The following is a 13,394-nucleotide window of genomic DNA, read 5'->3' on the forward strand; positions in this document are numbered from 1 at the left end:
GGAAGATCCTGGACGGGCGGGTAGCATGCTCGCGGCACCGGGCCAAATGGCGTCCGGGTAGCCTATGCACGCCACAGCGGAAGGCTGCGGCCCTACCCGAACACGGAAAGCGGTTATGGCGCGGGAACTTGTTTTCTACACCAACCCCATGTCGCGCGGCCGCATCGTCCGATGGATGCTGGAGGAAACCGGGGAAGCTTACCGGACGGAACTGCTGGACTATGGCGGATCCATGAAATCGCCGGATTTCCTGGCCATCAACCCGATGGGCAAGGTGCCCACCATCCGTCACGGCGGCACCGTCGTGACCGAGGCGGCAGCGATCTGCGCCTATCTGGCCGATGCATTTCCCGCCGCGAAGCTGGCGCCGCCGCCGGAAAGCCCCGAGCGCGGACCGTATTACCGGTGGCTGTTCTTCGGCGCCGGAGTGGTGGAGCCGGCGGCCAGCAACGCCGCGCTGGGCTTCGAGGTGCCGCCCGATCAGCGGGCCCTGATGGGCTATGGCTGCCTGGAGGATGTGCTGAACACGCTGGAGCAGGCCGTGTCCGGCGGCGGCTGGCTCGCGGGGAGCAACTTCAGCGCGGCGGATCTTTATCTGGGGGCGCAGATCGGCTGGGGCATGCAGTTCGGCACCCTTCCGAAGCGCCCGGCTTTTGAGCGGTTCTGGGAGCGGTGCTCCACACGCCCGGCGGCGATCCGCGCCCGGTCGTTGGACGAGGCGCTGATGCCCGCTGCGCCCGGGAAACCGAGCGCCAGTTGAGCGCAAGCCGGCCGGGAGGCGACAAAGCATGACCCTTTGGCACTGCAACCTGGCGGTTTCGCTGGACGGCAAGATCGCTCGTCCCGACGGCGGGGTGGATGACTGGCTGGCGCGCGACTATCCGCTGGACGAGACGGAATTCGGCGCCTTCCTGAACAGCGTGGACGCCATCCTGATGGGGCGTGGCACCTTTGATGTGGTGCAGGGCATGGGGGCGTGGCCCTATCCCGGCAAGCCCACTGTGGTCATGACCAGCCGCCTGTTGCCGGAGGCGCCGCCGGAGGTGGAGGCGCGAACAGGCGATCTCGGCGACGTGGTGGCGGAGTTGGAGGCGGCGGGCCATGCCCGGATCTGGATCGCCGGCGGCGGCCAGTTGCTGCGCGGCATGATGGCGCTGGGCAAGCTCGACATCCTGGAGATGATGGTGATTCCGGTGGTGCTGGGCGACGGCATCCCGCTTTTCCCGCCCGGCACGCCGGAGATGAAGCTGCGGCTCGAATCCGGCCGTCCCTGGATCAAGGGCGCGATGCACCTGCTCTACCGCTGCGGCTCCTGACGCCGCTCCGCCCATCAGGCCATCCTGCGGAGGGCCGATCGGCATGAAAGCTTTGTTTTCAACGATCTGCCCCATAGGTTTGACTTCATGGGAGCCCCCACCACGGGGACCAGCGGGACACTAGGCCGGGACCCCGCCCTCCCCTAGACTGGGTCGCGCATGGATATCGACACGCCAGACGCCCCGCCCCGCAGCAACGCCCCTGAATTCACCGTCTCGGAAATCAGCGGCGCCATCAAGCGCACGCTGGAGGGCACTTTCGGCCGGGTGCGGATCCGCGGTGAGATCACCGAGCTGAAGGCCTATCCGTCCGGTCACATCTACCTGGCGCTGAAGGATGAGGGGGCGAAGATCCGCGCCATCATCTGGCGCTTCGCCGTGCCGCGCCTTTCGCTGCGGCCCGAGAACGGCATGGAGGTGATCGCCACCGGCAAGGTGTCTTCCTACGGAGAACGCTCCGACTACCAGCTCATCATCGACCGAATCGAGTTTGCCGGCGAAGGCGCGCTGCTGGCGCGGATCGAGGCGCTGCGCAAGAAGCTCGGCGCCGAGGGCTTGTTCGACGAGGGGCGCAAGAAGCCGCTGCCGCTGCTGCCGCGCGTGGTGGGCGTGGTGTCCTCCGAGAAGGGCGCGGTGATCCAGGACATCCGCACCACCATCGCCCGTCGATTCCCGCGGCATGTGATGCTGTGGCCGGTGCCGGTGCAGGGCCAGGGCGCGGCCGAACGCATCGCCGCCGCCATCGAGGGGTTTTCCCGCCTGCCGCGGGGCATCCCGAGGCCGGACGTGCTGATCGTCGCGCGTGGCGGTGGAAGCCTGGAAGACCTGATGGCCTTCAACGAGGAGATCGTGATCCGCGCCGCCGCCGGATGTCCCATCCCGCTGATCTCGGCGGTAGGACACGAGACGGATACGACGCTGATCGACTTCGCCTCCGACCGGCGCGCGCCGACGCCCACCGCCGCGGCCGAGCTGGCTGTCCCCTCGCGCACCGACCTCATGGCCGCCATCGCGCAGACGGCGGCCCGGCTGGTGCAATGCGGGCGCGCGGCAGTGGACCGCGCCCGGCTGCGCCTGTCCCGCGCCGAGGCCCGCATGCCGGACCTGCCCGGGCTGGTCGGTGCCGCACGGCAACGGCTCGATGACCGGGCGGAGCGGCTGTCCCTCGCCCCCTCGGCCCTGATCGAGCGCAAGCGTGGCCAGCTTTCCGCCATCGCCCACCGCCTGCCGCATCCGCGCGAAACACTGGCCGGCCACCGCCACAGTGTCGGCCTGTTGGAGCATCGCGCGATGGCGGGGCTGCAAAGGCTGCTGGACCGGCGGCAGAACGCGCTGCACCGCCTGCCCGACCCAGCGCCGAGCATTGCCGCCAGACTGCGCGAATCCCGGCTACGGCTGGAAGGTTCGACGGGCCGGCTGGAGGGCGCCTCCTACCAGGGAGTGCTGGCGCGCGGCTTCGCCCTGCTGCGCGACGAGGCCGGAGAGCCGCTGACCAGCGCCGCGGCCATTGTGCCGGGCGCGCGGCTCACGGCTACTTTGCATGACGGCACACGCTCCCTGCTGGCGGAGGTGGAGGATGGCTCGGCGCCCGACACCGGCCCGGCGCCATCTCCCGCACCACGGCCGCGCCGCCGCACCGGCCTGGAAGGCAAGCCCGATCTGCCTGAACAGGGCTCGCTGCTGTGATCCACCCTTCGAGCGGAGATTGTTTCGCATGAACGCGACCGCTACCCGACGCGCCCTGCTCGGCCTGACCAGCACCTTGCTGGCCGCCTGCGCCACCGAGCAGCAAGGCGGCGCCGCCACGCTGGAAGGCGGACCGCTGCTGCGGATCGAGCCGGCGGCGCCTGCCGCCGGAGGCCGCTTCGCGCAGGGGGGGCTGGCGCTTGGACGGGTTCCCGCGGGCAGCAAGGTGACACTGGATGGCAAGCCGGTGCGGGTCGGTCCCGATGGCCGCTTCGCCCTGGGCTTCGGGCGCGATGCGGAGGCCGATGCAAGGCTCGGCGTCACGGCGCCCAACGGACGCACGGAGGTGCGGGCGCTGTCGGTGCTGAAGCGCGAATGGGATGTCCAGCGGATCAGTGGCCTGCCGCAATCGATGGTCAGCCCGAATGCCCAGCAGATGGCCCGGATCCAGCGCGAACGCACCCGCATCGCCGCCATCCGCCGCATCGACAGCGACCTGCCGCATTTTTCCGAGGGCTTCGTCTGGCCTGCCCAGGGCCGCATCAGCGGCGTGTTCGGCAGCCAACGCATCCTGAACGGGGAAGCCCGGGCGCCGCATCTCGGCCTCGACATCGCCGCGCCCACCGGGGCCCCGGTACGGGCCATGGGCGCGGGCCAGGTGCTGCTGGCGGAGGATCTCTACTTCACCGGCAACACTGTGCTGGTGGATCATGGGCGTGGCGTCGTCAGCCTTTATGCCCACCTGTCACGCATGGATGTGCGGGAAGGCGAGGTGCTGCAGCAGGGGCAGGCGCTGGGCGCCATTGGCGCCACCGGCCGCGCCACAGGGCCGCATCTGCACCTCGGGTTGCACTGGCTGAGCACCGCACTGGATCCGCAGCCACTGCTGCCGCCGCTCTGACGCATTGCGCTGTCCATGCGACCGGCGCGGGGCTGCCCGGCGTCGGATCGCGCCAAACTGGAACAGCTTTCGTGAAAGTGACGCAGGCCGTTCACGAATTGGTAAGGCGCATGGGGCATTAGCGCCGCCATGCCCACCACCGCGCCCCGTCCTGCTCCCGCTACCGAACCCCTGCCTGCGCTGGGCAGCTTCGACACACCCATCGTTGCCCTGTTCGACACCGCTGCCAGCGCCAGCGTCGCCCTGCAGCGCGCCGGCGTCACCCTTTGGCGCGAAGCTTCCCCAGGGGTGGTCGCCATGGCGCCGCATCCCGGACTTCGGGAGCAGCTCTACGCCGCCGGCGCGATGCTGGTGGTTGGCTGAACGTTCAGCGCTTGTAGGCTTCCCGCGGAAAGCGCCTGTGCAGCCACAACCACTCCTGCGGCCGGGCCCGAACCCAGAGTTCCACTCGTGCATTCATTGCTGCCGTCAATGACCGGGTGTCGGCTTGCCGATCGCCACTCTCGGGCAGAACCAGCGGCTTCTCCACCACCAGCCTGAAGCGGCAGGGGCCGATGCGCTCCGCGTGGACAGGGATCACCGGGCAGCGGAAGCGCAATGCCAGTTCCGCGGGGGCCGTGGCTGTCCTGGCCGGGTGGCCCAGGAAGTCGGCCTCCACTCCCTCATTCATCTTCTGATCCACCAGGACGCCCAGCGGCTGCCCGTCCATCAGATGCCGCAGCGCCTGACGCGCACCCTTCGAGCCTTTGGGGAAAAGCGGGATCTCGGCGTCGCCCAGGCGCAGCCGGCGCAGTTCCGCATCCACGAGCGGGTTGTCCGGTGCGCGGTAGAAGCCGCCGAGGCGCAAACCCTCCGTCAGGGTGGCTCGGGTGAGCACTTCCCAGTTTGCCAAGTGGGCGGAAAATAGCACGGCGGGATGATTGGGCGGTGGCAGGTTCTCCTGCCCGGCGATTTCCCAGCCAGGCCCCTCGACGGTCGGGCCCATCCTGGTCAGATGCGGCAGCTCCATCATGGTGCGGCCCAGATTGTTCCAGGCTCCGCGCAGCACCGCCTCGCGCCAGCCTGCGTCGCTGTCGGGGAAGGCCATTTCCAGGTTGCGGCGGCCCACACGTGACACGGGCAGCCACGGGCCGATCCCGCCGGCCACGGCACCTCCCAGTGCCGACGCCCGCACCGCCCCGAGCCGGCGCGACAATCCCAGCAGCACCCGCACCAGCCCGGCTTCGGCCCGCCATCGCCATTGCCCCTTCGATCGTGCCAAGCGACGGCCCCTTCTGCGCGTGGAGGCGCCGTTCTGCGGCATTGGCGCAGCTTTGGCCACCGCATCCCCTTGATGGCCGATATCGGCACCCCATGGATTACGGGACGGTAATCCCTATATGGTAGAACCGATGAACGATCTCTGGAGGAGTCGCCCCATGCGTCGCAAGGCCAGCATCCTGGCAGCTTTCGCCGCTTTCGCCCTGGTGCTCGGCCCGGCCCTGGCGGAAGCCCGCCCAGGCGGCCGCAGCAGCATGGGCAGTCGCGGCAACCGCACCTTCACCCCGCCGCCGGTGACGCGCACCGCGCCCGACGCGGCACGTCCCATGGACCGCAGCTTCCAGCAGCCTGCCCGGCCCGGTGCGGCAACCCCTGGGGCAGCGCCCGCCCAGACGCGCGGCGGCATGTTCGGTGGCGGCTTCGGCGGCGCGTTGATGGGCGGCCTGATCGGCATGGGCATTGGCGGCCTGCTCTTCGGTAATGGCCTGTTCAGCGGCTTCAGCGGCTTCGGCAGCATCCTGGGCCTGCTGTTGCAGCTGGCGCTGGTGTTCTTCCTGGTGCGCTGGGCGCTGCGGTTCTTCCGCAGCCGGCAGCAGCCGGCCATGGCCGGCGGCCCCGCCGCGGGCGGCATGCGGCGCGAGATGCAGGGCGGGGCGGTTCCCCCGCAGGGTGCAGGGCGCCCGATGGGCGGCGCTGCGCCGGCGGCCGCTCCGGTGCAGCTGAACCAGTCCGACTTCACCGCCTTCGAGGCCCTGCTGCGCGATGTGAACGCCGCTTGGTCGCGGCGTGATCACGCAACCCTCGGCAACATCGCCACCCAGGAAATGAACACCTACTTCGCGCAGGACATGCGCGATCTGGATGCGCGCGGCTGGCGCAATGAGACACGCGACGTGAAGCTGGAGTCCGGCGACCTGTCCGAGGCCTGGCGCGAGGGCAACGTGGACTATGCCACCGTTGCCATGCGCTTCAGCCTGGTCGACGTCACCTACGACCAGCAGGGGCAAGTGGTGGAAGGCGATCCGCAGCGGCGCGACACCGCGACCGAGCTCTGGACCTTCTGCCGCCAGCCTTCCGGCCCCTGGAAGCTCTCCGCGATCCAACAGGGCGGCTGATAAGGACTCCGGTTCGTTTCGTTGATGAGGCGCGTCCTTCGGGCGCGCCTCTTTTTTTTGGCCGTGCCCCACTGTCAACCCGGCACTCCGATGGCAGGGGGCCGGCCCCGAGTGCCAGAAGGCCCGCGCAGCGCCAAGCGCTCGGAGCAGCCGCGGGAGCAAGCGGCTACAACGGTGATCAACTGGCCGTGCCGGTCACCGCCGATGCACCCACCGCCGAGGCGCAGGGTCATGTCACCGCCGACATGCCGGGGCGCATCGACATGAACGGGGATGGGCAGGCGCTCGCCCGGAGACACACCGGGTGCCCGACCGCTTCTTCCTGGGCTGCGCAGCGCCCCGCGCAACGGTGCAGGTATCCGGGCCGTCCCCTTCACCCTCCTTTGGAATATGAAGAAGCCTGAACGAAGCGGGGACGAAGCGCGGGAATCTTCTGCCCCGGCGGCCCGCGACTTGCTAACCCTCCGCCGATCGATCAATCCGATCTGGAGTATCCCTCATGACCCTTCCCCGTCGCGGCTTGGTGCTTGGCACGGCCGCAGCCGGCGGCCTGCTGGCCACCCCCTTTCTGGCGCGCGGCCAGGCGGCACTGACGCCGGTGCGCTTCTGCCTCGATTGGGCCTTCCAGGGGCCACAAGCGCCCTTCGTGCTGGCCGCCGACAACGGCTACTTCCGCGACGAAGGGCTGAACGTCACCATCGACCGCGGTTTCGGCTCGGGCGATACGCCGGTGAAGGTCGCCACTAGTGCCTATGATATCGGCATCGCTGATCTTTCCCCGGTTATCCGGCTGCGCCTGACGACGCCGACCAGCGACCTGATTGCTCCCTTCGTGATCCAGCAGGGCAGCCCGCTTTCGGTGATGACGCTGAAGAAGACCGGCATCACCACGCCGAAGCAGCTGGAAGGCAAGCGGCTCGCGGCGCCGGAGACGGATTCTGGTCGGCAGCTCTTTCCAGCCTTCGCCAAGGCCGCCGGTATCGATGCCTCCAGCATCAACTGGATGACTGTGACACCCCAGCTGCGCGAGCCGATGCTGGTGCGGGGAGAGGCGGACGCCATCACCGGCTTCGAGGTGTCTGGCGCCTTCAGCCTGCAGTCGCTGCGCGTCGCCCCGGCCGACATCGTGTCCATGCGCTATTCGGATGCGGGGGTCGCCCTTTTGTCCACCGCGCTGATCCTGCGCCGTCCCTATGCCGAGGCGAATGCCCGCGTGGTGACCGGCATGATCCGCGCCATTGTTCGCGGCCATGAGGCTGCCTGGAAGGAGCCGGATGCCGCCATCGCGGCGCTGGTGAAGCGGGACGCCACCGCCCCGCGCGACGTGGAGAAGGCGCGGATGATGTCCAACTTCACCTTTATCCGGACGCCCGAGGTGCTTTCAGGCGGCCTCGGCAATCTGCCGATCGAGCGGGTGCAGGCGGCCATCGACACGGTTCGCTCCGCCTTCAACATCGGCACCGAGCTGCCTGCGGCCAGCCTGTACACCCCGGCCTTCCTGCCCGACGCGGCAGCACTGAAGCTGTCGGCGTAGGTCGGAAGGAGCGGCACCCCCCCTTGATCCAAGGCAGGGGGCCGCCTTCCCCGGTGGTGGCCGGTCAGCCGGCGCGGCTGGCGCTCCATTGCCCACCGCCCTCGATCTGTCCGCTCATCCGGTTGCCGTCGGCCTCGCCCGTGTAGCGACGCCCACCGGCAGTGAAGGAAATCTGCCGCCCGTTCATCCGGGCCGCGGTGATCGGCTGCGCCTTGCCATCCACCGTCAGCGTGCCCGACAGCATCTGGTAGTTCTGGGTCAACTCCAGCCGCCCCTCGCCGACCTGCCAGTTTCCGCCGACCTTGGCCGGAATGATCCACTTGTAGGCGCGGCAGAAGCTGGAGCAGCTGGGCGTGCCCTCGAATTGCTGGTCGGGCTCCCAGTTGCCCATGGTGAAGGTGTTGGACACCACCCTGGTTCCCGGCTCCATGTCCAGCAGGATGGGTCGCAGCCGCTCGTTCAGGGTCTGCAGCAGGAACAGGGTCACCACGGTGGCTCGGGAGAAATCCGACTGGAAGATGTCGGCCTCGTCAAAGGTCGCGCGGCTGCTCAGTCCGGCGGCGGCCGCGTTGCGACGGGACAGCTCCACCAGCTCGGGATTGAATTCCAGCCCGTGCGCGCGGACCCCGCGACGGGCCGCCGCGATCACCGTGCGCCCGTCGCCGGAACCCAGGTCGATCAGGTAGTCCTGCGGCGTCACCTGCGCCATATCGAGCATCTGCTGCACCAGCGCATCATGCGTCGGCACCCAGACCACATCCTTGCCGGCCTGGCCGACGGAGGGCGTATAGGGGGCCGGCTGCTGCTGAGCCTGCGGCTGCTGTGCCAGCGCACCCGCAACCAGAACAGGGGCGAGGGTGACGGACAGGGCACAGGCGGCCAGGATGGGAAAACGCCTCATGGCGCGTCTCTCCGTTCAGGGTGTCATGGGGAAAGTGGCGTTTCCGCCGGCTCGCGCCGGCGGAACAGCAGCAGCGGCGTGCCGGCCGCCAGCACCGCCAGCCCGATCAGGGCGCCGGCACCGGTATGGGCCAGCGAGGCATGCAGCATGTAGCCGCAGCTCAGGCAGAACAGGGCAGGCGTCAGCGGGTAGAGCGGCACGCGCCAGGGCAGCACGCGATCCGGCTCGCGCCGCCGCAGCACGAAAAGCGCAAAGCCGGTCAGGAGCATGAAGCCCCAGAACACCGGGGCGGCATAATCCACCATGGCGCGAAAGCCATCCTGGGTCACGGCGCCGAAGCCCACCAGCGCCAGCGAAATCGCCGCCTGCAGCACCAGCCCGCGCGCGGGCGTGCGGCGCCGGGCGTTCCACTGGCCGGCGGCCGCCAGCCAGCTGATGTCATGCGCCAGCGCCGCGGCGGAACGTGCGCCGGTGAAGATGGTGGCGTTCAGCGTGGAAATGGCGGCGACCAGGATCGCGGCGCTCACCAGGCCCGCCCCGGCATCGCCGGCGACGCTGCGCATCATGTCGGCGGCCACGGCATCCGAGGCGCGCAGACCGTCCAGGCCCAGCGTGGCCAGCAACGCGGCATTGACCGCGAGGTAGATCGCCACCAGCACCACCGTGCCGACAATGAAGACCCGTGCGATGTTGCGCGGTGCATCGCGCACCTCGCCGGTCAGGTAGGCGGCCTCGTTCCAGCCGCCATAGGTCAGCAGCACGAAAATCAGCGCCAGGCCCAGCGCGGCCCCATCCGGCGGGGTGGCAGGGGACGTGGCGGGCACCGCGCCGTTCACCGCGGTGCCCAGAAGTCCGAAAGCCACAATGGCCAGGATGGCGCCGATCTCGATCAGCGTGACCACGATCTGCAGGTTCTTGCTCTGGTAGGTGCCGGCGATGTTGATGGCGGTCAGCGCCAGGATCGACAGGGCGGCATAGATGGCAGGCCCCTGCGGGCCCAGCGGCCACAGTGTGGCGGCGTAGTCGCCCAGCACGAAGCCGATGCCGGCGATCGCGCCCGTCTGGATCACCGTGCCGCGCGCCCAGCCGAACAGCATGGCCACCGGACGGCCGTAGGCACGAGACAGGAAATGATATTCCCCGCCGCTTTGCGGATGGGCGGCGGAAAGTTCCGCGTAGCACAGCGCGCCGATCAGCGTGATCAGCCCGCCCAGCAGCCAGATGCCCAGAAAGGCGGCCTCGCTCCCCACATTGGCCGCCACCAGCGAGGGTGTGCGGAAAATGCCGATGCCGACAACAATGCCAACCAGGATGACGATGGCATCGAAGGGAGAAAGGCTGCCTGGCTGGATGGTGGGCTGGGTGGCGGCCTTGGCAGCATTCTGGCGTTGCGACATCGAGCCTCCGGAGAGCGGGCCGGCGGCATCCGTCTGGCCCGACTGCCGCAGAAAGCTTTCGGGGAACTTAAAACCGCTTCATGCGGAGGCTAGGCGCCACGGTCGCCCGCGGCCAGATGCTTTCGCGCCGAAACACCAATCTTTACTTTTCAGGGTTGAAGCCGGCTCCGCGCCCACGGCTCCATCATTCGGTGCCCCCTCAGATGCCGGGATAAGCCGTCGGCCGGAACGATGCTCCCCGGACCAGGCCATGTTGACGGCACCATGTCTCAAAATCAGCCTGCGCTCAGCCCCCCCTCGGCCCGGGCTTCGTGCCTGTTGTGGAAGCAATTATCTTGGTAGAGGGCCACTCATCGCCACGATGTTCGGGCAGCTCGCCCTGAAGACACGTCATCCATGGGAGATGCCGCCGATGCTTCCGCTTTCCCCCGGGTGCAGCAGGCGAGCCCCGCGATGCCCATGAACGCGCCTCGCCTGGAATGGACCGAGGATGCCGGCAGCCGCAGCGCCGCCTGGCTGTCCGGTTCGGGCACCCTTCCTCCCCGCCGGGTCCAGGCCGTCGATGATGCGATCCGCGCCGACGATGCCTTTCGGATGGCGTGCGAAGGCGTCGGCCTGCTGTGGCGCGGTGATTTCCAGAATGCGCGGCAGTTGCTCCAGGCGCTGACGCGCCGCTTCGACAAGCGCGCGGCGCGCAGCCGTCTGCCTGAGTGCACCCCTATGCGTGACCGGTTCCATCGATACCGGCAGGGCCAGGCCCTTCGTGCGCGCATCCTCGGCATGGTGCTCATCCCGTTGGATGCGGCCTGGACGATTCCCCTGCCGCGCGCACCAGACGTGCAGGCGGCCCTCTGTCATGCGCTGGACATGCCTGGGGACGAGGCCGTGTTATCGCTGCGCGAGCTGCAAGGCATGGTCGGCGCGTATGAATGGCACCGCAAAGGCGTGCCCGTCGGCGCCCTGGACGGCGCGATGATCCACCCGGATTTCGGCGTGTTCTCGCCGATCCGGGGCGAGTACCTCGACCTGGTCGCGCAGGCGCCGTTGCCGGCGGGCGAGACGGCCTTCGACATCGGCACGGGCACAGGCGTGCTGGCGGCCGTGCTGGCACGGCGCGGCGTGCCGGCCATCCTGGCCACCGATTTGTCTCCCCGTGCCCTGGCCTGCGCCCGCGCCAATGTTGAGCGACTGGGTCTGACCGGCCAGGTCACGGTGCAGGAGGCGGACCTGTTCCCGCCAGGGCGCGCTGCCCTGGCGGTCTGCAACCCGCCATGGCTGCCAGGCAAAGCCTCCTCCTCTCTTGAGCAGGCGGTATACGACCCGGACAGCCGCATGCTGCGGGGCTTCCTGGATGGGCTGGCGGCGCATCTGGTGCCCGGCGGAGAAGGCTGGCTGATCCTGTCCGACCTGGCGGAACACCTTGGCCTGCGCAGCCGCGAAGAGTTGTTGAACATGATCAAAGAGGCCAGTCTGACGGTTGCCGGACGGCTTGATGTCCGCCCGACCCATGGCAAGGCCGTTGATGCCATGGACCCGCTGCACGCCGCCCGGCGCCTGGAAACGACCTCACTCTGGCGCCTCCGCGTGGCGCCCTCCTGAAGGCAGCGCTGCGTCCCGGACAGGCGCACCGGCGCCTTTCCTGATCCTGCCTCCCCCTGGGCAAAGTCCACCACCGGCGCTATCCCCCTTCGGCGAAACTTCAGCCGCCGGAGAACGAGCCATGCCGCATCCCAAGCCCGTCATGCTGGTGATCATGGATGGCTGGGGTTGGCGTGAGGATGGTGCCGACAATGCGGTGCGGCAAGCTCGGACACCGACGTTCGACCGACTCTGGGCCGGGGCGCCGCACAACTTCCTGCACACCAGCGGCGAGGATGTGGGCCTGCCCCATGGCCAGATGGGCAATTCCGAGGTCGGGCACCTCAATCTCGGTGCGGGCCGCGTAGTGATGCAGGAATTGCCGCGCATCACCCAGGCGGCGCGCGACGGCTCCATCGCAGGGCTGCCGGCCGTGACCGGTCTGATCAGCAGGCTGAGGCAGAGCGGCGGCACGCTGCACCTGATGGGGCTGCTTTCGCCCGGCGGGGTGCACAGCCACCAGGATCATGGTCTTGCCCTGGCGCGCGCCTTCGCCGAAGCCGGGATCAAGGTCGCGCTGCATCTGTGGACCGATGGGCGCGACACGCCACCGGAGGCAAGCCCCGGCTTTTTGGCGCAGTTCGAGCCGCAGCTACCCGCCGGCGCGCGCATCGCCACCCTCACCGGCCGCTACTTCGCCATGGACCGGGATCAGCGCTGGGAGCGTGTGCGCCAGGCCTATGACGTCATGGTCGAGGGCCGCGGCCAAGCTTCTGCCCCCAGCGCCGCCGCCGCGATCGAGGCCGCGCACAGGGTAGGCACGACCGACGAGTTCATCCCGGCCACCGTCATCGGCGACTATTCCGGCATGAAGGATGGCGACGGGCTGCTCTGCTTCAACTTCCGCGCCGACCGGGTCCGGCAGATCATGACCGCGTTGCTCGACCCCGCCTTCAACGGCTTCCAGCCGCCGCGCCGGCCGCTCTTCGCCGGCACCGCCGGGATGACCGAGTATTCCGAGGCACTGAACCCATTCCTGGCCACGTTGTTCGGTCCCCAGACGCTGAAGGACATTCTGGGCGAGGTGGTGTCCCGGGCCGGCCTGAAGCAGCTCCGCATGGCCGAAACGGAGAAGTATCCGCACGTCACCTATTTCCTGAATGGCGGCGAAGAAACGCCTTTTCCGGGCGAGGAGCGGATCATGGTCCCTTCCCCCAAGGTCGCGACCTACGACCTGCAGCCGGAAATGTCCGCACCGGAGCTGACGCGAAAGGCGGTGGAGGCGATTGGCACCGGCCGCTTCGATCTGGTGGTGCTGAACTTCGCCAACGCCGACATGGTTGGCCACACCGGCAGCCTCCAGGCCGCCATCCACGCCTGCGAGGCGGTGGATGAGGGCGTCGGCCGCATCGTGGAGGCGGTGCGGGCGCAAGGCGGCGCCGTGATGATCACAGCCGACCATGGCAATGCCGAGCTGATGAGGGACCCGGCGACCGGTGGCCCGCACACGGCCCACACCACCAACCTGGTGCCTGTGATGCTGGTCGGTGCGCCGGAGGGTACGACGCTGGTCGAGGGGAGGCTGGCGGATGTGGCACCGACCCTGCTGGACCTGATGGGGCTGGAGCAGCCCGCCGCCATGACCGGCCGCAGCCTGATGCGCCGGCCTGGCTGATGCGGCGGCGCTGAGATCCGGGATGGCCGCC

The 13,394-nt window shown here is 69.0% G+C and carries 12 protein-coding genes; 9 read left to right on the top strand and 3 right to left on the bottom strand.

Features of this window, described 5'->3' with window-relative positions; genetic code table 11:
* Nucleotides 1–115 precede the first annotated feature (115 nt).
* The 5 genes from ACFOD4_RS16030 (at nucleotide 116) to ACFOD4_RS16050 (ending at nucleotide 4,266) form a co-directional block, all read left to right on the top strand.
* Nucleotides 116–760: a glutathione S-transferase family protein gene (locus ACFOD4_RS16030; protein WP_379597988.1), complete on the top strand. Its 645-nt coding sequence runs from the start codon at nucleotides 116–118 to the stop codon at nucleotides 758–760.
* 28 nt (nucleotides 761–788) lie between these two features.
* Complete coding sequence (locus tag ACFOD4_RS16035) at nucleotides 789–1,316, top strand: dihydrofolate reductase family protein (protein ID WP_379597990.1); 528 nt, start codon at nucleotides 789–791, stop codon at nucleotides 1,314–1,316.
* Nucleotides 1,317–1,475: 159 nt separating this feature from the next.
* Nucleotides 1,476–3,002 (top strand): exodeoxyribonuclease VII large subunit, encoded by a 1,527-nt coding sequence (gene xseA / locus ACFOD4_RS16040; protein ID WP_379597992.1) that lies wholly within the window; start codon nucleotides 1,476–1,478, stop codon nucleotides 3,000–3,002.
* Between the two features lie 28 nt (nucleotides 3,003–3,030).
* Complete coding sequence (locus ACFOD4_RS16045; RefSeq protein ID WP_379597994.1) at nucleotides 3,031–3,903, top strand: M23 family metallopeptidase; 873 nt, start codon at nucleotides 3,031–3,033, stop codon at nucleotides 3,901–3,903.
* A gap of 129 nt (nucleotides 3,904–4,032) precedes the next feature.
* Nucleotides 4,033–4,266, top strand: a complete 234-nt coding sequence (locus ACFOD4_RS16050) for a hypothetical protein (RefSeq protein ID WP_379597995.1) — start codon at nucleotides 4,033–4,035, stop codon at nucleotides 4,264–4,266.
* 4 nt (nucleotides 4,267–4,270) lie between these two features.
* Here the strand turns inward: ACFOD4_RS16050 and ACFOD4_RS16055 are convergent, their stop codons facing one another.
* Entirely contained in the window at nucleotides 4,271–5,164 is an 894-nt protein-coding gene (locus ACFOD4_RS16055; protein ID WP_379597996.1) for a lysophospholipid acyltransferase family protein, read from the bottom strand.
* A gap of 157 nt (nucleotides 5,165–5,321) precedes the next feature.
* Here ACFOD4_RS16055 and ACFOD4_RS16060 point away from each other — a divergent pair, with 157 nt between their 5' ends.
* Nucleotides 5,322–6,278: a TIM44-like domain-containing protein gene (locus ACFOD4_RS16060; protein ID WP_379597998.1), complete on the top strand. Its 957-nt coding sequence runs from the start codon at nucleotides 5,322–5,324 to the stop codon at nucleotides 6,276–6,278.
* 499 nt (nucleotides 6,279–6,777) lie between these two features.
* On the top strand, nucleotides 6,778–7,812 hold the full coding sequence (locus ACFOD4_RS16065; protein WP_379598000.1) for an ABC transporter substrate-binding protein: 1,035 nt from the start codon (nucleotides 6,778–6,780) through the stop codon (nucleotides 7,810–7,812).
* A 64-nt stretch (nucleotides 7,813–7,876) separates the two neighbouring features.
* Here the strand turns inward: ACFOD4_RS16065 and ACFOD4_RS16070 are convergent, their stop codons facing one another.
* Together ACFOD4_RS16070 and ACFOD4_RS16075 are read right to left on the bottom strand one after the other, a co-directional pair.
* Nucleotides 7,877–8,713 carry an SAM-dependent methyltransferase gene (locus ACFOD4_RS16070; protein WP_379598002.1) on the bottom strand — a complete coding sequence of 279 codons (837 nt, stop codon included), beginning with the start codon at nucleotides 8,711–8,713 and terminating at the stop codon, nucleotides 7,877–7,879.
* Nucleotides 8,714–8,736: 23 nt separating this feature from the next.
* Nucleotides 8,737–10,110: an APC family permease gene (locus ACFOD4_RS16075; protein ID WP_379598004.1), complete on the bottom strand. Its 1,374-nt coding sequence runs from the start codon at nucleotides 10,108–10,110 to the stop codon at nucleotides 8,737–8,739.
* Between the two features lie 459 nt (nucleotides 10,111–10,569).
* On the opposite strand from ACFOD4_RS16075, the gene ACFOD4_RS16080 reads away from it, so the two are divergent.
* Together ACFOD4_RS16080 and gpmI are read left to right on the top strand one after the other, a co-directional pair.
* A complete protein-coding gene (locus ACFOD4_RS16080) occupies nucleotides 10,570–11,709 on the top strand; it encodes a methyltransferase (protein ID WP_379598006.1) in 1,140 nt (379 codons plus the stop codon).
* Between the two features lie 121 nt (nucleotides 11,710–11,830).
* Nucleotides 11,831–13,363 carry a 2,3-bisphosphoglycerate-independent phosphoglycerate mutase gene (gene gpmI / locus ACFOD4_RS16085; protein ID WP_379598008.1) on the top strand — a complete coding sequence of 511 codons (1,533 nt, stop codon included), beginning with the start codon at nucleotides 11,831–11,833 and terminating at the stop codon, nucleotides 13,361–13,363.
* The last annotated feature ends 31 nt before the right edge of the window (nucleotides 13,364–13,394 follow it).

Source organism: Teichococcus globiformis, assembly GCF_042646265.1.
In the GTDB taxonomy this organism is placed as follows: Bacteria; Pseudomonadota; Alphaproteobacteria; order Acetobacterales; family Acetobacteraceae; genus Pseudoroseomonas; species Pseudoroseomonas globiformis.